The organism is Flavobacterium calami, assembly GCF_038290035.1.
Taxonomy (GTDB): Bacteria; Bacteroidota; Bacteroidia; order Flavobacteriales; family Flavobacteriaceae; genus Flavobacterium; species Flavobacterium calami.
The window spans coordinates 66,124-90,039 of sequence record NZ_JBBYHS010000002.1 but is presented as its reverse complement, the minus strand read 5'-3'; the positions used below and the strand labels follow the sequence as shown (position 1 = coordinate 90,039).

The 23,916-nt window shown below is 38.8% G+C and carries 14 protein-coding genes; 1 reads left to right on the top strand and 13 read right to left on the bottom strand.

Going from position 1 to position 23,916, the window contains the following annotated elements:
* Positions 1-96: 96 nt before the first annotated feature.
* On the top strand, positions 97-1,359 hold the full coding sequence (locus AAEO57_RS01820) for an MFS transporter (RefSeq protein WP_341688945.1): 1,263 nt from the start codon (positions 97-99) through the stop codon (positions 1,357-1,359).
* Positions 1,360-1,454: 95 nt separating this feature from the next.
* Here AAEO57_RS01820 and AAEO57_RS01815 read toward each other — a convergent pair whose 3' ends face one another.
* The 13 genes from AAEO57_RS01815 to AAEO57_RS01755 form a co-directional block, all read right to left on the bottom strand.
* The gene (locus tag AAEO57_RS01815) at positions 1,455-1,661 is read right to left on the bottom strand and encodes a hypothetical protein (protein ID WP_341688943.1); all 207 of its coding nucleotides are present in this window, start codon (positions 1,659-1,661) and stop codon (positions 1,455-1,457) included.
* A gap of 67 nt (positions 1,662-1,728) precedes the next feature.
* A complete protein-coding gene (locus AAEO57_RS01810) occupies positions 1,729-2,031 on the bottom strand; it encodes a helix-turn-helix domain-containing protein (protein ID WP_341688941.1) in 303 nt (100 codons plus the stop codon).
* On the bottom strand, positions 2,015-2,353 hold the full coding sequence (locus AAEO57_RS01805) for a type II toxin-antitoxin system RelE/ParE family toxin (RefSeq protein ID WP_341688939.1): 339 nt from the start codon (positions 2,351-2,353) through the stop codon (positions 2,015-2,017). Before AAEO57_RS01805 ends, AAEO57_RS01810 begins: the two co-directional genes overlap by 17 nt.
* A gap of 100 nt (positions 2,354-2,453) precedes the next feature.
* Positions 2,454-3,056, bottom strand: coding sequence for a hypothetical protein (locus AAEO57_RS01800; RefSeq protein ID WP_341688937.1), 603 nt, complete (start codon positions 3,054-3,056; stop codon positions 2,454-2,456).
* 318 nt (positions 3,057-3,374) lie between these two features.
* On the bottom strand, positions 3,375-5,804 hold the full coding sequence (locus tag AAEO57_RS01795; RefSeq protein WP_341688934.1) for a glycoside hydrolase family 2 TIM barrel-domain containing protein: 2,430 nt from the start codon (positions 5,802-5,804) through the stop codon (positions 3,375-3,377).
* A 77-nt stretch (positions 5,805-5,881) separates the two neighbouring features.
* The gene (locus tag AAEO57_RS01790; RefSeq protein ID WP_341688932.1) at positions 5,882-9,376 is read right to left on the bottom strand and encodes a malectin domain-containing carbohydrate-binding protein; all 3,495 of its coding nucleotides are present in this window, start codon (positions 9,374-9,376) and stop codon (positions 5,882-5,884) included.
* Positions 9,377-9,820: 444 nt separating this feature from the next.
* Positions 9,821-12,553, bottom strand: a complete 2,733-nt coding sequence (locus AAEO57_RS01785; protein WP_341688930.1) for an alpha-d-galacturonidase — start codon at positions 12,551-12,553, stop codon at positions 9,821-9,823.
* A 153-nt stretch (positions 12,554-12,706) separates the two neighbouring features.
* Complete coding sequence (locus tag AAEO57_RS01780) at positions 12,707-13,600, bottom strand: sugar phosphate isomerase/epimerase family protein (protein WP_341688928.1); 894 nt, start codon at positions 13,598-13,600, stop codon at positions 12,707-12,709.
* Between the two features lie 148 nt (positions 13,601-13,748).
* Positions 13,749-14,897, bottom strand: coding sequence for a sialidase family protein (locus AAEO57_RS01775; RefSeq protein ID WP_341688926.1), 1,149 nt, complete (start codon positions 14,895-14,897; stop codon positions 13,749-13,751).
* Between the two features lie 136 nt (positions 14,898-15,033).
* Positions 15,034-17,784: a glycoside hydrolase family 78 protein gene (locus AAEO57_RS01770; RefSeq protein WP_341688924.1), complete on the bottom strand. Its 2,751-nt coding sequence runs from the start codon at positions 17,782-17,784 to the stop codon at positions 15,034-15,036.
* Between the two features lie 214 nt (positions 17,785-17,998).
* On the bottom strand, positions 17,999-19,561 hold the full coding sequence (locus AAEO57_RS01765) for an MGH1-like glycoside hydrolase domain-containing protein (RefSeq protein ID WP_341688922.1): 1,563 nt from the start codon (positions 19,559-19,561) through the stop codon (positions 17,999-18,001).
* Positions 19,562-19,706: 145 nt separating this feature from the next.
* On the bottom strand, positions 19,707-22,265 hold the full coding sequence (locus AAEO57_RS01760) for a glycoside hydrolase family 95 protein (RefSeq protein WP_341688919.1): 2,559 nt from the start codon (positions 22,263-22,265) through the stop codon (positions 19,707-19,709).
* Between the two features lie 268 nt (positions 22,266-22,533).
* A complete protein-coding gene (locus AAEO57_RS01755) occupies positions 22,534-23,847 on the bottom strand; it encodes a glucuronyl esterase domain-containing protein (RefSeq protein ID WP_341688917.1) in 1,314 nt (437 codons plus the stop codon).
* Positions 23,848-23,916: the final 69 nt, after the last annotated feature.

Below are 23,916 nucleotides of genomic sequence, written 5' to 3'. Positions count from 1 at the left end.
GAATGTTCATTTAGTAGTATACTTTTTCTGATGGAAAAACAATTCTTTGCTGTGCGTTTGAATTCGTATATTCGCCCATTATTTTGAAAAAGAAGAATGATTGCAAAATTGAATGAAAAAAAATCCTATCCATGGATTGTTGTTGGCTTATTGTGGTTTGTAGCGTTATTGAATTATTTAGACCGACAAATGCTTTCTACTATGAAGTCGGCGATGATGGATGACATTCCTGAATTGGCCAAAGCCGAAAATTTCGGTCTTTTAATGGCTATTTTCCTTTGGATATACGCACTAATGAGCCCTGTTTCCGGAATTATAGCGGATCGGTTTAACCGAAAAAGAATCATCATAGCAAGTCTTTTTATCTGGTCCGGGGTTACGATGGCGATGGGTTATGCCACAACTTTCAATCAGATTTATATTTTGCGCGGTATTATGGGTTTTAGTGAAGCTTTTTATATTCCAGCAGCATTATCCTTAATTGCAGATTACCATCAGGAAAAAACACGCTCTTTTGCTATTGCCATTCATACCACCGGAATTTATTTAGGGCAAGCTCTGGGTGGTTTTGGAGCCACTGTTTCTAAGCATTTTTCCTGGCATTTCAGCTTTCACTCCGTAGGTTTACTTGGTGTACTTTACAGTTTGGTACTGATCTTTTTTTTACAAGAAAAGAAAACATACTTTTTTGACACTACAAAAAAGTCATCTATCCGCTACGAATTCAGGCAAATGTTCAAAGGATTGGGAATATTATTTGGCAACATCTCCTTTTGGGTTTTACTCTTTTATTTCGCTTCACCAAGTTTACCGGGTTGGGCGGCCAAAAACTGGTTACCCACCTTATTTACTGAAACTTTACATTTAGACATGTCTCTGGCGGGACCAATTGCAACGGTAACCATTTCGATGTCTTCCTTTTTTGGCGTTTTAATTGGTGGTGCCATTTCAGACAGATGGGTGATGAAACATCTTAAAGGAAGAATTTACACCAGCGCTATTGGATTGTTTCTTACCATTCCGGCCTTGTTTTTATTTGGCTACTGCTGTGACACAGCAGCAATTGTTTTTGGCGCTATCCTTTTTGGACTTGGATTTGGAATATACGACACCAACAATATGCCTATTCTTTGTCAGTTTGTTGCGCCTCGTTACAGGGCTACGGGATATGGAATTATGAATTTTGTCGGTATTTCAGCCGGGGCTGTTATCACCGAGTTCTTAGGAAAAGCCGCTGATAATGGGGGAATGAGACACGTTTTTGTATTGCTGTTATTTGTAGTTGTGAGTGCCATTGTTTTACAACTGGTTAGCCTGCATCCAAAAACTATTGATATGACTGAGGGAGATGAGGTTTGAGGGTGTAGGCACAAAAGTAACTGCTCAGTGATTTTTAACGAATTGCAGTTTCAGTCCAAAATATACTTAACTGAGCCATTCCGAATCACGTTTATTCAGCTCAGATTCAGAAATGAATTTTCCATTTGAATATCTTCCTCGCTCATTAACAACATTTCGATTTGCTCTGATGATAAGGAAACAATTTCTTCAGATTGTGTTGAATCAAAAATGCTATTTATGGCTTCCAATAATCTTTCATTTTTCGATTCTAAAATACTGTCTATCAAGATGTTTTTTTTTATATTATCTAAAGCATTCATAGTTTTGTATTTTCTGTAAGTTCGATATTTATAGTATCTTTTCCAAAGAACATATTGGATGGTAATTCTAAAGTTTAATAGACAGTTCCAAATGTCCGCCCAAACCTAATTCAACTATTTTTTGTAATGTTGAAAATCTAGCTTCTTTTACATTATTCTCGATTTTTGAAATATATGATTTTGTAGTTCCTACTTTCACTGCAAGTTCTTCCTGAGTCAAGCCTTTCTGAATTCTTGCATCGTGAATCATCGCACCAATTTTAAAGTTTTCAAAACCTGCATCAAGTTTGTCACGTTTTTCTGTTCCGATTTCTCCGTAATGTTTGGTTTTAAACTGGTCGAGTGTTTTGATATTATTTTTCGCTTTCATACTCCTTTTTAATTTTAATTGCTTTTTCTATTTCACTTTTTGGTGTCTTTTGCGTTTTCTTCTGAAACCCGTTCGCCAGAATTATTAATTGACCTTCATCAAAAAAACAAAATATTCTGAAAATGTCACTTCCTTGTTGAATCCGTATCTCAAAAAGTCCATCCGTATTTTCAATATGTTTAAGATATGTTTCCGGAATTCTTTCTAACTCTTCTATTAATTCTAAAGTCCAGATAATTTTTGCTTTGACTTTTTCGCGTTGCTGGATAAAGAATTCTTCAAAGTAATCTTTATAAAAAATTATTGTTCGTTTCTTTTTCATTATTATACAAAGATACAAAAGTTGTTCTAAAGTGAAACTTAAATTAATTTTGATTTTTTAATATTAAAAAAAACTTTATAATTTATAAAAATGCTAGATACTAATTTTTAAGCAAAAAAGTCTGGATTCTAATATTGAATTTATCAAAATTATCTACATATTCCTCAAATAATTTCATCTTATTGTTATCCACAAATTCTTGGTCTTTTTCAAGAAATTCACTAAATTTTTCTAAAGTTGATTTTAAATCTAGAAATAGTTGTTCTTCTAAAAACGGAAATAAATGATATGTTGATGTCATGAAATATCTATATTTTATTACGACTTGATGAATTATCAAATTAACTTCTCTTGGATCATCGGACATTAGTGCCGGAAAAATACTTTGAAGATTATTTCTTATATCTTTATATTCCTGTTCACGGAATTCTCGTAACAATTTCAGTTTCTCAAATTTTTGATTTTTTTCATTTCTACGGTCATCAATTTTACTAATTTCAACAGCAATAATAATTGTTACAACTAAAGTAAATGTACTAATTATAACACTTATTGTTCCGTTTAAATAGCCTGCAAAAGCAGACCAATCATCTATATCATCCGAAACTGCTTGGCCTGAAAAATTAAATCCAAAAAATAATATTGGAACCAATATTAGAACTACGAACAATAAAATTAATAAGTAAATGAATTTTGATCTCATAATGTATTTAATAAACTTTTGTAATCTCATTGCTGTCTAGTATAATTCTAAAACTAAAAATTGAAAATGAGAATAGCACAAGTAAATATAATATTATTTTTACTACAATTTAAACTAAATCATCTCCTGAAAAAAGACACCGCATAAGTGATGGAAATGGCATCCTTTTCTTTTCCTTCTTTAGGAAAAGAAAAGATATAATGGACAGCCTCCCGATAGCCATCGGGACAAGCATATGCCCAAATGGTAAATATTATTCCACAAAAAAAACTCCATTATCACTAATGAAGTTTTGAGTACAATTATTTTCTGAAGTGCTTATTCTACTTTTACAATTACTGTACTTGACATTCCATGTACGGCTGAAGCTGTTAACTGAATATTTTCTTTCTTCCCGTTGGATTGAATAATCGCAATACATTTACCATTAAACAATTTACAAGAATTCGCTTTAAAAGAATCCAGGTTCGCCTGATAGCCGTTATCAACACCCACTAATTTTCCTCCGCCTGTAACTTCAAAATCTATTTTATGATCGGAATTCGGAACCAGATTCCCGTCTTTATCAACGATTGAAACCGTTACATAAACCAAATCGTAAGTGTCATTTTTTATGACTGATTTATTTACTTTCAAATCAATTTTGGAAGCTGCGCCAGCGGTGTGAATTTCCTTTTCCAAAACTACTTTTCCGTCTTTTCTGGAAATAGCTTTCAGCGTTCCCGGTTCGTATTTTACACGCCAAGAGATATGCAGATCGTCATTTTGTTTGGATTTTTTGCCTAACGATTTTCCGTTCAGGAACAATTCGACTTCATCTGCATTGTTGTAATACGCCCAAACATCGACTTCCTGATCTTTTTGCCAATTCCAGTGCGGAAAAATGTGCAAAACGGGTTTCTTTGCCCATTCACTTTGGTACATATAATACACATCTTTTGGAAGTCCTGCCAAATCGATGATTCCGAAATACGAACTTCTCGCCGGATACGGATATGGGTCGGGTTCGCCGATATAATCGACTCCTGTCCAGATAAAAGTTCCCGCCATGAAATCCTGTTTTTTGATGGTTTTCCAGTTTTCTTCATGCGTTGCACCCCAATAAGACTTTACCTGATCGTAAGCCGAAACCGTCCAGTCTGCATTTCCGTCAAATGGAGCGCCGTGTTTGGTCGGCCACGCTTTAATTCCGTCAGGAAAATCATAATGCCCGCGGGTTTGCAATGCCGAAACACTTTCAGAAGCCAATATTTTCTGCCCTTTAAATTTGACCGGAAAATCTTTATAATCTTCGTGTTTGTAATTGAATCCCAGCAAATCCAAAGCACCCGACTGATAAATAAAATTCTTCTCTATCACATTTTCGGTCAAAGCCGAAGTCACAGGACGGGTCTTGTCCAGCGATTTTACGATTTGAGCCAGTTCTCTGGTAATTGCAATTCCGGTGCTGTCAAATTGTTCACGGATTTCGTTTCCGATACTCCACATCATTACCGATGGATAATTGCGGTCGCGTTTGATGAAATCTTCCAGATCCTGTTTGTGCCACGCATCCCAGTCTTTGTGATAATCGTTGGTTACTTTTTTCTTTTTCCAGACATCGGTAAACTCGTCCTGAACGATAAAACCCATTTCGTCACACAGCTTCATCATTTCCAATGAGTGCGGATTGTGCGCCATTCGGATAGCGTTAGTCCCCATTTCTTTCAGCAAGGTCAGTTTTCTTCGAAGGGCGTGAATGTTTTCTACAGCTCCCAAAGCACCGTTGTCGTGATGCAGGCAAACACCCAAAATTTTGGTTGGAACGCCGTTTAACGAAAATCCTTTTTCAGCATCGAAATCAAAATAGCGGAAACCAAGTGGGGTTTCATAATTGTCGATTAATTTCGATTTCTCATAAATTTTGGTCACGACTTTGTACAAATACGGATTTTCGGTATTCCATAATTTTGGCTGATTCAAAGCCAGATTGTGAATCTTTTTTTCCGATGTTTTGGCTCCGATTTTTTCTATGGAAGTAGTATTCGCAACTTCAACATTGTCTGCATTGACGATAGAAGTCACGAGTCTGAATTCTTTCGCGGAAGCATTTTGGTTATCGATATCGACTTCCAAATGAATGGTTGCTTTGTCTTTGGAAACTTCAGGTGTGGTTACATAAGTTCCCCATTTCGCCACATGCAGTTTTTCGCTGGCTACCAATCGCACGTTTCTATAAATTCCGGATCCGGTGTACCATCTTGAATTGGGCTGTGCATCGTTATCAACTTTTACAGCGATGATATTCTGCTTTCCGAAATTCAAAAATCGTGATAATTCATAAGCAAAAGAAATATATCCGTTAGGTCTCATTCCCAAAGAATGGCCGTTGATGAATACTTCGCTGTTTTTGAAAACGCCATCAAATTCAACCGAAACGGCTTTGTTTTTCCAATTCGCAGGAACAGTAAATGTTTTGCGATACCAGCCTTTTCCAGCCGGCAAAAATCCCTGTGCCTGTTTTGTTTTACTGTCTTTATCGAAAGCACCTTCAATACTCCAATCGTGTGGCAATTGCAAAGTTCTCCAATCGGCAGTACTGAAATTCGCATTGATTGCCTGTGGATAATCCCCTAATTTAAAGTTCCAGTTTTTATTGAAATCTTCGACAATTCTGTTTTTTTTAGCTTGCGCGAAACTTGCTGTTGAAAGTAGTATTGTTAAAGCTATTGCAATTTTTTGAAAAATGTTTTTATGTTTTTTTGCCATTGTAAATATTTTTAAAACCATATAAGACATATAAGTTTTTGAAATCTTTCCTCTTTATTCTTTCCTCTATTTTCTCTCTACTGAAACTCGAAATTATCCAATAACAATCCTTTCATATCATCAGATTCTATCGTGATTTTATACGTTCCTGCGTTGATATAACCGCCTGAAGTCGTATTCAAAATTTTCCATTTTTCTGTTGCCGAAGGAAATTCAATCGTGTCGTTTCGCATCAGGATTCCGTAGGCATCTTCCATTTTGAATTTAACTTTTAATGGTGTCTCATTTCGGTTCATAAATCGGAAGCGCATCAAATAAATTCCGGCAACTCCGGGTTTTACTTCAAACTGAATACTGTTTTTTGTTTTCTCCTTAAATTCAATGTAATCCGCTTTTTTAAATTTTCCTTTTTCGATTCCGGTTCCGGTGGTTTTCGACGTTTCTGCTTCCAAAAGTACAACGGGTCTTGAATCGTCTTTTTCGCCCATATCGTAGGTGGGAACAACTGCGATTGAGTTTTCAAAAAGCACTTTTTCTCCTTTTTTTACTTTTTTATGGAAAACCGAAAATTCCACTTTATCTGAATTTTTAGCAGTTTCCGCCAATCTTTTATAACCCGAAATAGAATCTTTTAATGTGCTAAACAGATAAATTTCCGAATCTTCTTTGGTTATAAATGAACCTGAAGATTTTGATTTTGATGAAATCTGTAAATAATCGGCACCAAAAACTTCAGCAGGCAATTGTGTAAAAACAAGATCCGAATCTGAATATTGCTTGGAATTGATATCCAGCCAGGAACCTATTTTAGTCTCCGAATTACTTGCAACGTTCTGAATATTTCCTGGCGAAGCCGAAGCTCCTTTTACCGATTTATCTTTGGTGGCAATCGCTATTGCTGAAATAATAGCCTGACTCGCTTTTACATTCGGGAATGAAATCGTGATTTTTCCGTTTTTGCTTTTTACAGTAAATGCTTTCTTTAAAGCGGTATCGTGTCCGACTTCGCTCCAGATATCCAAATCTTTCAGTACTACATTGTCATTGATGGCAACGTCAAACAAACGCCAGCCTTTGCAGTCGAGTCCGCCACCGGTTCCGTACCAGGGTTCTGTGAAATACAATTCTACCAGATATTCTCCATCGGTTGCCGGGAATTCGTAACGTAATTTATCTATCCCATATCTGAAACTCTGAAACAGTTTCCAGTCTTTTGTTCCCGAAATTGGGTCGAAAGTGCTTCTTTGACTGGCATAAAAATCAGGTAATTGCTTGAAATTATCCGTCCACGACAAAGATCCCCAAGTATTTTCTCCGCTTTTATGAACATCTGCCTGCCATAAATTGCCGAAAGAATCAGTGATTTCGCTTCCGCCACTATTTACTCTGTAAATATAGTTGTAACCTTTCTGAGGTTGTAAAATCGTTTCTTTTTCAGTTTCTAATACGCTGAAATTAGGTGCTTTTGGCAAACTGTTCAAAACGATATAATCTTTTGCAACGGCTTTTCCGTTTACATATCCTACGGCATACAAAACATTGTATTGAATATTGACATTATTAAACTGAAAGTGCTGTCCCAATCCCGAATTTTTTAGTTTTCCGAGTGATGTTTTATTGATATCATTGAACAATTCTACTTCATCACAATTCGAATAAACATCGATTCCGTTTTTGATTCCCGGAGCATCCCAACGATTCGGCCACGTGTGCGAAACGATATACACCATTGGGTTGGTTTTGTTCGAAACATAATTGGCGCGGTACATATAATACGCATCCAGAGGTTCTCCCCAAATGCTTAAAAGTCCTTTGTAATTTACTGGTCCAACTTTGTCGATGTCCCTAAATCCTTCGCCGTTTTGCGAACGCCCCGGATTTTCGTGAGAGGCGAAAAGCCAGTTGAATTGTCCTGCAATTTTATCTTTTACCGATTCGGCTTCACGGACTTTGATTTCCATTAATTGAGAGAAACGGTTTTCGCTTAAAACTCCTTTTTGGTCAAATTCGCCTTCGGTATGCAAATCGTGTGAACGCCAGGCGCCGTATTCTCCGTTTAATAATTGCGTACTCATTTCAACATCGTAATTGAACGGATCACCACCATAAGTTCCCGACCAGTTTTGCACGACATTCCAGTCGGTTCCTTCGCCTCCGTTGCAAGTAGTTACGATGCGTTGTGAAGCCGACATTGGATCCATTTCGCGGATGATTTGAGTGCATTCTTCAGCAAACTCTTTTGGAATCGTACTTTCGTTTTGCAGTCCCCACATTACTACTGATGCATTGTTACGGCGTTCTTTAATCCATTCGCGTAATAAGGTTTTGAAATTTTCTTTGAATTCGGGTGTGTCGTACCAAATATGTGCCGAAAACTGACTCCAAAACAGGATTCCGTTTTGGTCCAGTTCTTCCTGATATTTTAAATTGTGAGGCTGATGCGCTTCGCGAAAAGCATTAAAACCTCCTGCTTTAATTTGTTCAATTCTCGAATGGATTTGCTGGTCAGAAAACGAATGACTGTTTCCGATTAAATGTTCGTATTCGCAGGTTCCGTTAATGAATAAAGGTTCGTCATTGATGTAAAAACGATTGTCTTTTCCGTCACGGCTTACCGGCCAGCTTACCCAACGGATTCCGTAAGGTGTTTTTAGTTCGTCTATTTTTTTTCCGTTTTCATAAATTGTAGTGACCAATTCATATAAATACGGATTGGATGGCGACCATAATTTTGGATTTGTAATTTCAGGAAGTGTTTGTGCTATTTGTTTTGTTTCACCTGAAAGGTTTTTAACATCAGTTTTTACACTAACCACTTTCTTTCCGTTTTTATCAAAAAGGGTGTTTTCGATACTTATGTTTCGGTTTGAAGTTCCGTAGTTTTTGACTTCGGTAGTAACGTTCAGAATTGCTTTTTCTTTGGAAGTTGTTTTGTCATTCCAAATGTGAACGCCAAAAGGTTCTATTCGGACTTCATTGGTAATGACTAAGGTTACAGGTCTAAAAATACCCATTGGTTGTGAGCCTTCGGAGAATCCCCATTCTCCGGAACAACCGCCACAAACCCAAGGCAAATCGGCAATGAATGATGGATGTGATGCTTTAACTATTATGTTATTTTCTTTTTCGAAAGAAACGGCTTTTGTAATATCGACTGTGAAGGTGGTCCTTCCGCCTTTGTGTTCGCCTACTTTTTTGCCATTTACCCAAACTGTTGCATACGAACTTACGCCTTCGAAAAAGAGGAAAAGTCTTTTTGATGTGTCTTGTTTGTCAAATTTTAAAGTTTTGTGATACCAAGCGATCCCGTGTAAATTACCGTGTTTGGTTCTTCGGAATCCGTAATACTGATCCCAATTGTGAGGTACGTTTACTTTTTGCCATTGTGCATCGACTTTGGGATTTTGCACAAAGATTTCTTCCTTTTCCGGAAGCTGATTTAAAACAATGGTTTCCCAGGAGGAATTCAGCGAAACTTCTTTACGAAACTCCGCCTGCCCCTTGCTGCTTTGACTCCATACAAAGCAAGCACCTACAAAAAAACAAAAAATAAAAAAAACTATTTTCTTCATATCTTTTTTAAACCTTTTTTAAACCATATAAGTTATATAAGGTCATTTAAGTTGGATTCTTTATACTCCTTGTTGTCATTTCGACGAAGGAGACTCGAGCGATAGCGAACAGATGAAGTAAATCACACTAGAAACTCAGTAATCAAAATCGTCAATCTTTGTCGAGTTACGTGTGAGATTTCTCCCTCTGGTCGAAATGACAAGATTGTGTTTACATTCCTGAGACCTATCATGTCTAGTGTTCTCGCGTGAGGGATAGTAGCGACATCCTTTTGGGGCGGGGTTCGCCCCAAAAGATATAGCGGATAGCCCGACCCGGAGTTTTTCACGGAGGGACACGCCCAAAATATCATTAAATTTTTTATTTCTCCCGCAGATTTGGCTGATTGAGCAGATTAAAAATAAAATCTGCAATATCTGTTAAATCTGCGGGAGATTTTTTCTTTAATAAAACAACCAATCTACCGCACCTTTTTCGCCTGCATCGATATAACCAACATCACGGGTTGTGATGGTTTGATCGGCGTCGATGAAGCCTAAAATCAGGACTCTTCCTTTGCCCAAATCGAGTTTGTTTTCGCCCGGCTGGAAGGTGTAGGTGTGAATGTTTATTCTTGGCAATTCTTTTAAATTCATGGCACTTGCCAAAATAACCTCAGCTTGTCCATGTGCATTTCCGGCTGCATCAGTTTCTAAACTTGGCGGGAATAAAAATCTTTTCTGATCGGAATTGAAATAACCTACCACCAATTTTACGGCTTTGGTGTTTTTGAATTTCAGATGAGTTCCGTTTTCGTTTTGTGCGGTTTCATCGAACGTAATTCCTTTTAGGTTTTGTAGTTCCGGTGCTATTTTTGTCAGTTCCGAGATTGGCGTTCCGTACACTTTTGTTCCGTTTTTGACTGCGTAAGTTCCTTTACTTTCACTTAGTAAAGTTACCTCAGCGGTTTTCCAAGGTTTGCCTTCTTTGGTTACAATTTTACCGTCTTTGGATGATTTTAAAAGATCCAGATTTCGTTTGAAATTAGCCAGTTCTCTTTCGTAATGAGGCAATAATTCAGCCCAGGTTTTATTGTTTCCGTCGTCTCCTCCAATCGGGATTCGGCGTTGTGCGGTCTGCATACTGTTGGCATACAAATAATGATCTTTGGTTAGATTCACCAATAATTCGTAATGTTTGATGCTCTCTTCAAGATGCGGAAGGGCTTTATCCAAGTCCGAAATCTCGTTAGAATAGCTGTAACGCAAGACCAAAATCGCGGCTTTTACTTTCTCAGAAAAGAAATCGGCGAAGGCTTTGTAAGCGTGCATATCGTTTTTAAGACGCAGGAATTCTTCCTTGTCTTTGGTTACTTTTGACTCGGCTTTGTCGATGGCTTCAACGGCTAATTTTCCGTGTTGCGTGATTTCGGTGATGATTTGCGTTGGCAATTCCCCAACGTGCGGTTCTTTGTTCCACTCTTTTTTGGCGTATTCTAAAAGCAATTCGCCGACCGGTCCGCAAGATTCGTGGAATCCCGGATACACTCTCCATTTGGCTGGATTTACTAACTGACTTTCGAACATTCCCAATAATAAAGTCTGACGATTTCCTTCGGTGATTCCGAAACGTCTTAATGTTTTTGGAGCAATTTCTCCCGACTCATCGTAGGCTTTTTGGATATTATTTGCGCCTTCTAAATCAGTTCCGTATTTAGCAGCTAAATCTTCACTCCAATATTTAATTTCTTCGTTTCTGTCTCTTTTACTATTCCAGGCATATCTCGCCCAGGCCTTGTACCAAATCCAGTCGCGATCCATTTCGAGCAATCGTTCGCCAGTTTTTGTTTTATCAGCGGTGTAAGGCCAATCCCAATAGGAAGCCTGCGGGTACAAATGAAGCGCATTGGCTCCGTGTACGGTGTGCATTGCCTGAACGGTTTTCTGGATAAATTCAGGAGATCCGTAACGGAAAGGCTCCAGATTTGCCAAAATGTGTACGTTTGAAATGTGAACCGAATTCAGTGAACTTAACTTTTTGTGGATTTCTCCCCAAGGTCCGCGTGGCGTGTATGTCGTCAGAGACTCGCCATTGTATTTGTGCATCGTGTATAAATTTTTATACAACGGAAGCGATTTTTCCATTACCAAAGGTGCATCGGTATCGTGCGCTCGAAGGATAATTGGCGGTTCGTCCGTTTTTCCTAAAGCTTTCAGTCCGTCCTGAACTCCCGGAATAATGGTTTTGGTAAACCATTCTACGTCGTCATCGATGGTGTTGATGGCTTCACCCAAACAAACCAATAATCCTACGTTTGGATATTTTTCGATAAAAGCGGTGATTGATTTTTTAGTATAATCTGCAATTTCAGGCGTGATTGGGCGTGAACGATCTTGTGTTTTGATGTTGTAATGCTCCGCAAAAGGCTTGGAAACAATGATGTTGTAGAACATCTGAATTACCCATATTCCTCTTTTATTGGCTTCTACGGTTAGGTAGTTATAAATTTCTTCGTTCTTTTTGAAATCTTCTTCGCTTACTTCCAAGGCAAACGGATAGTCTTTGAGTTTTACCAAAGAGGCAAATGGATGTCCGTTCCATAAATACAGGGAATTTAGTCGGTTGTCGACCATCATATCCAGGTATTTTGTCCACAGTTTTTTATCGTAAAACCAAGGGAACGATTCGGGTGTGTATGGATATTCGTAAACGTCCCTTCCCGGAAGATAAACCGGTTTTTGCACTCCGATACAAGAACCTCTCAAGACCATTTCGGGACTGTCCTCGATATTGATTTCGGATGGAATTTCACCTGAAGTTTTGATTCGGTCTGCCAATTCCAAAGCGCCGTATAAAGCTCCGGTTGCGTCGGTTCCTTCAATGAAAATGATGTTTTTTTGTGTGCGGATTTGAAAGCCTTCTTTCTTGCTTAGTTGGCTGTCGTCGATTTTAGCCGTTTTGGCATTTTGTTTCCAGAAATCGGTTCCTTTTTCACCAATAACGATTACTTTATCTTTTGATTTTTTAGGCGTTTTCTCTGCAAAAGTTACTTTGATTCCTTTTGCGGTTGCGGTTTCTGATAGTTTTTCGGCTCCATATTGTGCTCTTGGCGCTTTCGCATCACAAACGATGGTGATGTTTTGCGCTGATGCAAAAGTGGCGTATAATCCTAAAAAAAGTAAGCTTAAGTATTTCATTTTAAATGGCATTGGGCTGTCGGCGATGGGCTTTCAGCTATAATAATTTTACTACTATTTTTTATTCTAATTTTGGTTCGGCTTGACAACAATTAACTTAATTTTATTTAAGTTTTGCTCAAAGTTCATAGCCGATAGCTCATTGCAGATAATTTATTGTTCTTGAAAAATTTTCTTCAAATAGGCTACGTTTGCACCATAATTGGCTTTTACATTATGCACCTGCGTTACATCGCGGGAACGTTCTACGATTAACCAGCCACTCCATTTCATTTCGTCCAGCGTTTTTTTGATTTTTGGCATATCAACATTTTTGTCATTTTCCAACCAGACAGTATCGGTTGTCGAAGCGTGAATCTGCGCTAGGTATTTTTTACCTAGAATCTTTAATTCGGTTGCGATGTCTCTTCCGTTATCTACGGCATTCGCAAAATTGAAAGAGCTTTTGATGTGTTTACAGCCAATTTCTTCCAATAGTCTTTTTTCATCAGTAGCGTTTAGTGAAGTTTCGATTGCGATTACTCCACCAATTTTACCGACTTGCTTTCCTGCCCATTTTAATCTTTCGATAATTATCGGGCGTAATTCCGGATTTTTTGTCAAATCGCTTTCTGTACCCAAAGGCAGATAAGCAACTTTCACTTTCATATTTTTCATGGTTGCCACACAATCGTTGATCATCAGATTAATTGAATCTCTTTTGGCAAATGACTGTGCGTAAAATCCGGACATCGCAATAGAACTAATTCCAACACCCGTTTCTTTAGACTTATCCAGAAACTTTTGTCTTTCAATCGGGTCGCCCAGTTTACTGTCGAAAGTGGGTCTTTTGCCCAAACCACCCATATCCAGCTCGATTCCATCTGCTTTTATGTCGCTTGCCAGACCGAAGGCACCGAGTTTTTGTCTTTTTAAAATCATCCAGTCGCAAACGGCTACTTTGTATTTTTGCTTTTTGGATGATTGAGCTGAAACTTCACTGTTGAATGTTACTGCCAAAACAAGGAGAATTACAATAATTAAGTTTTTTCTATTATTAAATTTCATTTTATTGAGTTTTTTTGAAAGATTAAAGGATTTCAATAGAGTAAAAAAATCTGCCAGATCTGCTAAATCTGCGTGAAAAAATTTACTCTCGCAGATTTGGCAGATTTTAAAGATTAAAAATTTCTTATCACTAATCTGTTGTAAATTTTTATTCTTCTTCCGCTTTTACTGCTTTCACTTCAACTCCTTCTTGTCCCGGCCATATTCCGTTTTTGATTGGAAGTGCTACCAGTTTTTTAGGATCAATTTTTACATATTTCAGTTTTTCTCTTCTCCAGGTGTACACGATATGTACCATTCCATCTGAACTCTGAATGATTGACGGATAAGAATATTGACTGATTTTTGAATCTTCCAAAACTAATGTTGCTTTCCAATTGATTCCGTCATCAGAAATAGAAAGATTCAAAGGCGTTCTTGGCCCTTTGGCTTCTTTTCCGGGAGGCAGAACGTGATTGTAAACCAATAAATGTTTTCCGTTTTTCAATGTTACGGCATCAGTTCCTGAGTTGTTATTTGGTAACCCGATTAATTCTAAATCTGACCAGGTTTTTCCATTGTCTTTAGAAAAAGTACTAAAAATAGCTCTGTTTTTGGTTCTCCCGATTGCCTGAATGCGTCCGTCTTTATGGAACAAAATACTCGGCTGAATGGCATTTATTTTTTGTTTTCCTCTTGAAATGGTATCGCCCAAAACCCATGTTTTTCCAAAGTCAGGAGTGGATTCCATACGCAAATGCCAGCCATTTCCTTCGGTACTTGAAGGAAGCAATAAGGTTCCATTGCTCAATAAAACCGGCTTGTTTTTGATTGGTCCCAGAAAATCTTTACTCGGCATATCCATTTTATCAGACCAGGTTTTTCCTCCGTCAGAAGACGTTCTGTAAACGCCCCACCATTCTGAAGGCTTTGGTCCGATTTTATAAAATAGCATTAAATTGCCTCCCGGAATTTGGTACAAAACAGGATTCCACGTTGGAAATCTTGTTCCATCTTTCATCACACCATCTGCTACCTTAGTTGGTTCGCCCCATTTATCGCTTCCTTTTGGTTTGATCGCTACATAAATACAAACATCAGGGTGCCTTTCGTGTGATCCTCCAAACCAGGATGACACTAAATCTCCGTTGGTTGCTTCCACAATAGTGACGGCGTGGCAGGAAGGATATGGTGCTTTGTCGTAGATGAATTCATCTACCAAAATTCCTTCTTTCCATGTCTTTTTTTCCAAAGCAGATTTACAGCTTCCTAAAAGCAGCAGTCCAAAAAAAGCAATTGTTATATGTTTCAATTTCATTATTTATATTTTAAAATATTATGTCGTTTATTTTCAATGCATTATACAAATATCCGAATGCAAAAACTTATTAAGTGTAAAAATAACACTAAAAAAATATCCAAGTAACCTGTACCGTCCTGTTTTAATGGGCATTTTACTTCACATTCAAAACATACGAACCCGATTCTAAAGTCAGGACAATGTTGTTATTTTCTGTTTTATAAGAAGATGATTTATCCAGCTTCTGATTGTTAACTCTTACCGAAGTGGCATCTTTTGCTGGAAGATAGACTATCGCCGACGAATTGGCCGGAATGGTAATTTTCCATTCCACAGTGTTTTTGTTTTTCTTCCACTCACTTTTGATTAACCCGTAAATGGATTCGTAAGAAGCCTTTACAAAAGTCAGTCCGGCATTGAAATCCGGTTTCATAATGATTTGTTTGAAGCCCGGAGTTTCAGGATTACTTTTGATTCCCGCCATATTTTCGTAATACCAAATCAATAAATCGCCCAAAAGCATTACGTGATTTTGCGAATTCATTGACGGGTCTGCGGTGTTTCCGTTCCATAATTCCCAAATGGTCGTGGCACCGTTTTCAACCATAAAACCCCAGCTTGGATAGGTTTTGTTAGAAGCTAATTTGAAAGCCAAATCACCTCTTCCAAAATTCGTCAGCGTTCGCATCAAAAATTGTGTCCCGATTACGCCCGTGCTGATATGACCGTTTTTGGTGACCTCAACTTCATGCACCATATTTTGAAAAACTTTGTCGATTAAATTTTCAGGAACCATCCCGAAAGCCAAAGGCAATACGTTTGCCGTTACCGTATTATTCGCGTAGTAGTTTTTATCCGTATTTAAAAATTTGGCGTTGAATGCTTTTTTGATTCTTGTTGTCAAATCATCATAATGAGCAATATCGGCATCGGCATTTGCGATTTTGGCAAACTTTTTCATAATGCCCAGAAGCTGATAATAAAACGCACTCGATAACAATTGTCCATCGGTTAATCGTGCAGGATCTTTGGAACGAATCAACTCTAATGATTCCGGCGGAACGCACCAATCACCGTATTTGTCCTTGTCCATTAAATCATCTTTCAGATAATTTTCTTCCATATACACCATCCATTTTTTCATAGACGGATACTGTTTTTTAATCACTTCGGTATCACCAAATTGTTGATACAGCATATCACCTACCGTGATATACGTCCCCGGCCAGGTTACGTTATCGCCATAATAACGCCAAAACGCTGGTGCTACATCTGGCAATCCACCATCTTGGGTTTGAGAATATTTAATATCATCCAGCCATTTGGCATACAAAGTATGGTTGTCGAATAAAAAACTTTCTCCATAAGCACCCGTCGTTCTATCTCCTAACCACGGCTGACGCTCGTTGCGTTGCGGACAGTCGATTGGCATTCCTTTGTAATTCCCGCTGATTCCCCACCAGGCATTTTTGAAAATCTGGTTCATCGTGGCATTCGAAGATTCAAACGTTCCTGTTGTTTTCATATCATCGTAAACCACTTTTCCAACGAAACTATCCAAAGTTGGTTTAGTCGGAAAACCTGAAATTTCTACAAATCTAAAACCGTGAAAAATGAATCGTGGTTCCCAAATTTCTTCGCCTTCGCCTTTTAAAGTATAAACATCGGTTGTTTTGGCATCACGCAAATTGGCAATGTACAATGAACCATCAGCCTGTAAAGACTCGGCAAATTTCATCGTGATCTTGTCACCGCTTTTCCCTTTTACTTTCAGTTGTAACCAGCCCACCATATTCTGCCCCATATCCAAAATATATGTTCCTTTCGCAGTCGCTTTGATCGAAATTGGTTTTACCTCGCTCATTACTTTCATATTCGGCATCATCTGCGCTTCATAAAAACCGCCCGGTTCCTGAACGTATCTGGCATTTACCCAGGTTGTATCATCAAAATTGGTCGTATTCCAGCCTTTCATTTCCTTGCGGGCGTCGTATTCTTCACCGTCGTATTCGTTGTTCGACAAAATCGGCCCGTCGGTGGTTAATTTCCAGGTGTCGTCGGTTCGGATGATGTCTTTGGTTCCATCGGTATATTCGACAAACAACTGTAAAGCCATTTTTGGCAAACCAAAAGATTTGATTTTATAAGGTTTATAATCCTGGCGCATCGCAAAAAAACGTCCGTTTCCTAAAATCGTTCCCAGCATATTTTTGCCTTCTTTCAATTGAGAAGTCACATCAAAAACATTGTATTTGACGTTTTTGGTATAATCCGTCGGAACGGGTGCCAAAACCTGATCGCCAATTTTATTTCCGTTAATGTATAGCTCATACAAGCCCATTCCCATGATATAAACCTTAGCACTTTTGACTTGCTTTTTCAGATCAATTTCTTTTCGCAAATAACGCGCAGATAATCTCGAATACTGCGAAACACTATCGTCTTTTGATAATTTTTCATACCCAATCCAACGTGTCGATTTCCAGTCGGCATAAGTTAAAATCCCAATACTAAAATGAGCATTTTCATTAGATTTAATTTCTCCTTTATTGGTAAAAACAGTTACTTTCCAAAACGCATTTTGTCGGTCTCCCAGCTTTTTTCCGTTGTAGGTAATATTGACAGATTCGTTACTTGTTACTTTTCCGCTATCCCATAAATCGGCTTTGTTCGCATTCAAATTTTCCAAAGTTGAAGCAACCAATATTTGATACGCCGTTTGTTTTACATCGTTTACATCTGCTTTTATTTGCCAGCTCAAACGGGGCTGAACGACATCAATTCCTTCCGGATTGTTCAGCATTTCGCATTGCAGGTTAGTTACGTTGATTTTTGTTTGGGCTTTCGCCGAAAGTGAAATCAAGGTTATAATGATGAATGTAAGATGTAAAAAAAACTTTTTCATTTTATTTTTATTTTTTTGCTCTCGCAGATTTGCTTCGCCTGTTCGCTATCGCTCGGGTTGCAGATCGAGCAGATATTTTTTCTCATTTTTGTCATTCTGACGAAGGAAGAATCTTCGCAAGAAACTCCACAATCAAAATCGCCAATCTTTGTAGAGCCACTAATGGAGATTCCTCGTTCCTCGGAATGACAACTAGATGTAAACTCTAAATATTCTATTCCGATACTAATTTCTCCAATTTTTCCGAAACCGCAATTTCCTTCCCTTTTTTATAAATCCTAAACCCTTTTCCTTTACCATATTTCTCACCAGTTTTATCCCAAAGAATCGTAATAATATTCCCGTGATACAACACATTATCCAAACAAAACCAATCCCATTTTTCCTGTGGAATCAACGGATTTACCTCAATTTTTTCATCTGCTCTTGGGCGTAAACCAACCAATCCCGTAATCATTAAATCGTTAAAAGTCGAATGGTTGTAATAACGGCTTCGCTCTCTGTCGCCCATCAGCCAATAACCTGTCTTTTCATCCAGATATTCTCCAATATAAGGTCTGCCACGATAGTATTGTGATTCGACATACAAATTCATTTGCTTGAAATAATCCGGTTTCGCAACAAAATTCTGGTCGTAATTGTTCAGAACATTTGCCAAAGCGGTTAAGGTTTGCGCTGTCGCAAAAGGCCAAATCGCTCCGTCCCACTCACAAGTTCCGGTTCCGTGGGTTCTAAAACGCGGACTTCTTCTCTCCGCCGTTGTCAAACCAAAAGGCGCCGAAAACCCTTTTTCATCCTTAATCTGCTCCCAGGCTTTTTCAAAACCTTTGCCTTTTTCCGGCAAATTAAAATACCACGGAATAAATCCGATTGCCTCTCTCACCTGAGCCAAAGTATCTTTCTCCGTAAAGGTTTCAAAGAATTCACTTTTCGGATTCCATAATTTGGTTTCTACTAATTGTTGCAATACATCGGCTTTGGCTTTAAATTTAGCCTCCGCTTCTTTGTCGGCTTTCATCGATGCCATTTTCGAAATAGCCATGGCATTTCCGTACATATAACTATTGATCGTTGGTCTTGCATTTTGAACTTTACGCCCGCCACTCAATGATTCTTCCATTCCGTCTTTCACGTCATGTTGCCAAAACAAACCATCTTTGCGCTGACGGTCTTTTTCCCAAACCGCATAATCCGTAACCATATCCGGGTACATATCCAACAAGAATTTTTCATCCTTATTCACCAAATAACGATTGTACAAGGCATCAGCAGTCCAACTGCTGAATTTATACAACTTGTTCATCGGTTTTCCCTCATTGCCACGGTACCAAATTTTCACATCCTGCTCAATGTACTGCGGATCGTGCACCCAACGGAATTCGTTGATGTGATGTCCCACGGCACAGGCAATCAAATTGTATTTATCGGCATAGGAACGATCCACCAAAAACTCGGTAATTCCGAAACCAAGTGGTGTTTTTTTGATGTGTTTTCGAGCCGTCCACCAACGATAATAATAAATCTCCTCAAAATTCTGCTGTGGACATTCAAACAACGGAATGTTCTTTTCCATCCAAGTCCACGCACTGTCATTGGGAATCGCAAATTTCAAATTCTCATCTTCCATCGTGTTGAAATACTCCACATAATGCTTAAAATTATCCGCTTTTAAAACGACTGCTTTGCTTTTTTGCGAATGCCCCGCTCCTGATTTACAACTGCTGTTCAAAGCTGAAATCAGGATTATAAAAGCTATTATTTTGTATTTAAAATTCATATTCAAATTATTTTAATTTTTTGGGCGTGACCCTTCGTGAAAAACTACGGGTCGTGCTGTACGTTCCCGCTTCCCGATGAAAAATCGGGAGAGCTCCACTGCCATCACTCACGCGGACACAATATTCGTTTTTAAGATCTAAATTCTAATTCCCATAAAAAGTAAAAGTCTCCCCGGCTTTCATCTCCACATCATATTCATTGTACTTCGGCAATTGTACTTTAGGCAATTTTGCTTCTTTAGAGACAATTGGCTTTTTCACTTTCACATCATAAAACAACGGATTCGGGTTTTTCCCTTTTGCTTTTTTAATATTTATACCTTTTTCAGGTCTAGACTTATATACATGATAAGGTAGTACTCCCAACAATTGAGGACTTGAAGCCTGCCTTCCATCATTTGAAACATATGTAAAATGTTCGGTAGTAAGTGTGTTTTCTAAACGCAATCTACAATTCCCTCCTATTTTTGAATGGATTTGCACCATATAAACTTTATTGTTTTTCCAAATCATATTGATCACAAAACCACCTCGGGTTACCAAACCTTTGATGCTTCCGTCTTTCCAAACCGTTGGCAAAGCCGGCAATAAATGAATGGCATCTTCCTGACTCTGCATCAGCATTTCGGCGATTCCGGCGGTACAGCCAAAGTTTCCGTCAATCTGAAACGGCTGGTGTGCATCGAGCATATTTGGGTAAGTCCCTCCGCCTTTTCTTTGGTCAGCAGTTACCAAATGCAATTGATCCTGAATCAATTTGTAGGCGTGATTTCCATCCAATAATCGTGCCCATAAATTTACTTTCCAGCCCATTGACCAGCCCGTAGATTCGTCGGTTCTGTAAATCAGAGATTGTTTGGCCGCCTCGAATAATTCAGGTGTTTTGATGGGCGAAATCTGGTTGCTTGGAAACAATCCGTACAAATGCGAAACATGACGGTGATTGTCTTTCGGGTTGTCCCAATCGTCCTGCCATTCCTGCAACTGACTGTGTTTACCCACTTTCATCGGAGGCATTTTGGCCAATGCTTCACTTAATTTTTTAGTGTAATTTTCATCCGGAGCAACCAGTTTTGATGCTTTAATCACATTCGAAAACAAATCAAAAACCAACTGATTGTCCATCGTGGTTCCAGAAGCAATAGTCGATTTTCCATCTTCTCCTGCATGAGTATTTTCAGGCGAACTCGATGGAACCACCACCAAATAACCCGTATTCGGATCCATAATCATAAAATCTAGGAAGAAGTCGGCTGCTCCTTTCATTATCGGATAAATTTCTGTCAAATATTTTTTATCGCCAGAATACAAATAACGCTCCCACAAATCCTGACAAACCCAGGCGCCACCCGTAGGCCACATTCCCGAAGCAGCCGAATCAACCGGAGCAGTCACGCGCCAAATATCAGTGTTGTGGTGCAACACCCAACCGCTGGCATTGTACATCATCTTCGCAGTTTCAGCACCGGTAACACTCAACTCTTTTGCCATCTGAATAAAAGGCTCGTGCATTTCGGATAAATTGGTTACCTCAGCTGGCCAATAATTCATCTCGGCATTGATGTTGGTCGTGTATTTACTGTCCCAAGGAGGCGAAACCATATCGTTCCAAATTCCTTGCAAATTGGCTGGCTGACCTCCCGGTTGTGAACTTGAAATCAACAAATAACGTCCAAACTGAAAATACATCGCTGCCAATTGTGGGTCGAATTCTTTTTTGAAATCACGAATACGCTCGTCTGTTGGTTTTTTGATATTATCATTTGACCCTAAATCCAAACTTACACGGTTAAAATATTTTTGGTAAAAAGCAACATGATCCTTTTTTATCGTTTCGAAGGATTTTGGCAAAGCTTTCTCCAAATACGATTTGCATTTTGGCGTTTGGTTTTCGTCCAAAGTTTTATAATCCACAAAATTGGTCGCAATCGAAATGTATAAAGTCGCTTCATCGGCGCCATTGATGCTCAAAACACCATTTTTGGAAGTGACTTTCCCGCCTTGGGTTTGAACGGCTAAACGGCCTTCAAATTTCACTTTCCCCTTAACCCCTTCAAAATTGGTTCCGGTTCCGGTCATTACAATTTCGCTGTTTTCCGAAAAAGAAGTTGTTTTATCAATCGGACTGTTCATCATCACATTACAAGTGATTTTTCCGGCCTTGCTGGCCGATAATTTCACAGCAATAACCTGATCGGAAAAGGCAGTCAAAACTTCTCTTTTATAGATTACGCCATCCACTTCATATTGCACCGAAGCCGTAGCATTGGCAATATCCAAGTCACGGTAATAATTTTTATAATCGTTGTGTCCGTTGAACGAAATGTACACGCTTCCAAACGTCTGATACGGCATTCCGTCATTGGTTTGCGACATGATATCACGGGTTGCCAAATCCTGTGCTTCTTTGAATTTCCCTTCAAAAACAAGTTGTCTTACTTTTGGCAAAGCCTCAATTGATTTGGTGTGGGCGTTGCTGTTTGGCGAACCTGCCCAAATGGTTTCTTCGTTCAATTGTAAACGCTCGATTGACGGATCACCAAAAACCATTGCCCCCAATCGGCCATTACCCAAAGGCAAAGCTTCGTTCCAAATGGCAGCGGGTTTGTTATACCTAAGTTTTAGTTCGCTGTTGTTTTGCGCCGTTACGGCAAAAGAAACAAGACCGAAACAGATTGCTGTAATTTTACTTTTTAACTTCATGTTTTTTCAAATTATTTAGGTCGTTCCTACGGAACTTTTGTATGTATTTACTTTTTTTCTACAAACAGTGCGTCCCTCCGGGACTGTAGCAACAATAGATTCGAAAAATTAGCTCCGTAGGAGCGACCTGTTCCTAATCCGTTCAAATTTCTATCGCTCTGTTTGTCATTCCGTAGGAATCTCACGTTAGTTACTCACCTTGCTGAGATTCCTCCGGAATGACAAGATTGTGTAAAAAATCAATTCGTGAATTCCTGGCTATTCTTTTTTACTTCTTAACCTCATAAACCTTCAGATTTTTTTCTCCGAACATTTCATATAATTTGTTGATGTCTTTCAATGCATTTTTAGGCAAATTTTCGGCTTTGTTGCCAAAAACATATAACTTTTCATAAGGTTCAATCACACAAGTTGACTCGTCGATTTCGCCTTTGGCATTTTTCACTTTATTCAAATCCAAACCTAAATACTTAGCCATGAACGGATACAAAGCCATACGTTTTGAAACTCCGAAATCATGTCCTTCGCTGGCTAGATGAACATTCTCCACCAACTCTTTTTTTCCGTACAATCCGTAAGTTCTTTGGATAAAAGGGAATTCCAATTCAGGAACGGCCAATGTCCAATCTTTTCCGTCAGAAACAATCAATTGTCGTTTTGGTGCCATCATGGCCGAAATCTCCGCATTATTAGTTCCGTTTCCGCAGAGGTGAAGTCCACGACCGCTCTCGCACGGACAACCACCGGAAAAATGGCAGGAAACCATTACCACCGGAGCCGTAACCGTAATCCTGTCGTCTAAAGCGCCCAAAAACATCGTATGCGAACCTCCGCCCGAACCGCCTGTAACGCCAACACGTGACATATCAACATTTTTTTGGGTCGCTAAATAGTCCAACAATCGCATTCCGCTCAACACCTGAACGGTCGAGGCAATGCTGTTTCGATGTGTTTCGGTTGGAAATTGCAATAAGGATTCGCCCCAAGCGAACAAATCGTAACTCACCACGATGGCGCCCATTTTGGCCATTATCGCACAACGGTATTGTTCGTCTTTTCGGTATCTACCATCACCAAAATGCCCGTCGGGAGTTAAGATAACCGCTGATTTTTTGTTTAAAGGATACGGTTTGTAGATAGACCCTGTTGTATAAACGCCCGGAAGAATTTCCAACGCGATATTCTCCACGCTATAATCTTTGTAAATTCTTTTAGGGTTCAAAATAGGTTTTGACTTTGGCATCGCAGGTGCTTTGTCCAAACCAAAAGACGCAATCATACAGGCTTTGATTTCTTTTTTTCGGGCTTCCCAATCGGAAACATTCGAATATAAAGTGGTCAAATAATCCAAACGCTCTTTGCCTTTATCGACTGAAACTTTGTGGTTTTCATATTTTCGGATTTGGTATTTTCCATCCGGCTGTTTGAAATAAGTCAGCTCAAATGGCACTAAAATATTGGCCAAAGAAACTTCCAGATTGCCTTGCTCAATTCGCCAATCGGCATAGTCCAATTCTTTTCCTTTCAACAAACCTCTGTCATCGATAACGGTTATATGAAAAATGGTTTCAATTTTTTTCATAGTTTCGGTCACCGGTTTTCTAAAATTAGTATCCGATGTGCTTTGCGCGTTCGAAAACGCCAAACTAAA

Excerpts from the sequence above, each read along its gene's own strand:
- AAEO57_RS01755 (WP_341688917.1), bottom strand. The coding sequence starts at position 23,847 with ATGAAAAAAATTGAAACCATTTTTCATATAACCGTTATCGATGACAGA.
- AAEO57_RS01795 (WP_341688934.1), bottom strand. The coding sequence starts at position 5,804 with ATGGCAAAAAAACATAAAAACATTTTTCAAAAAATTGCAATAGCTTTA.
- AAEO57_RS01770 (WP_341688924.1), bottom strand. The coding sequence starts at position 17,784 with ATGAAAAAGTTTTTTTTACATCTTACATTCATCATTATAACCTTGATT.
- AAEO57_RS01775 (WP_341688926.1), bottom strand. The coding sequence starts at position 14,897 with ATGAAATTGAAACATATAACAATTGCTTTTTTTGGACTGCTGCTTTTA.
- AAEO57_RS01800 (WP_341688937.1), bottom strand. The coding sequence starts at position 3,056 with ATGAGATCAAAATTCATTTACTTATTAATTTTATTGTTCGTAGTTCTA.
- AAEO57_RS01815 (WP_341688943.1), bottom strand. The coding sequence starts at position 1,661 with ATGAATGCTTTAGATAATATAAAAAAAAACATCTTGATAGACAGTATT.
- AAEO57_RS01785 (WP_341688930.1), bottom strand. The coding sequence starts at position 12,553 with ATGAAATACTTAAGCTTACTTTTTTTAGGATTATACGCCACTTTTGCA.
- AAEO57_RS01810 (WP_341688941.1), bottom strand. The coding sequence starts at position 2,031 with ATGAAAGCGAAAAATAATATCAAAACACTCGACCAGTTTAAAACCAAA.
- AAEO57_RS01790 (WP_341688932.1), bottom strand. The coding sequence starts at position 9,376 with ATGAAGAAAATAGTTTTTTTTATTTTTTGTTTTTTTGTAGGTGCTTGC.
- AAEO57_RS01780 (WP_341688928.1), bottom strand. The coding sequence starts at position 13,600 with ATGAAATTTAATAATAGAAAAAACTTAATTATTGTAATTCTCCTTGTT.
- AAEO57_RS01805 (WP_341688939.1), bottom strand. The coding sequence starts at position 2,353 with ATGAAAAAGAAACGAACAATAATTTTTTATAAAGATTACTTTGAAGAA.
- AAEO57_RS01765 (WP_341688922.1), bottom strand. The coding sequence starts at position 19,561 with ATGAATTTTAAATACAAAATAATAGCTTTTATAATCCTGATTTCAGCT.
- AAEO57_RS01760 (WP_341688919.1), bottom strand. The coding sequence starts at position 22,265 with ATGAAGTTAAAAAGTAAAATTACAGCAATCTGTTTCGGTCTTGTTTCT.
- AAEO57_RS01820 (WP_341688945.1), top strand. The coding sequence starts at position 97 with ATGATTGCAAAATTGAATGAAAAAAAATCCTATCCATGGATTGTTGTT.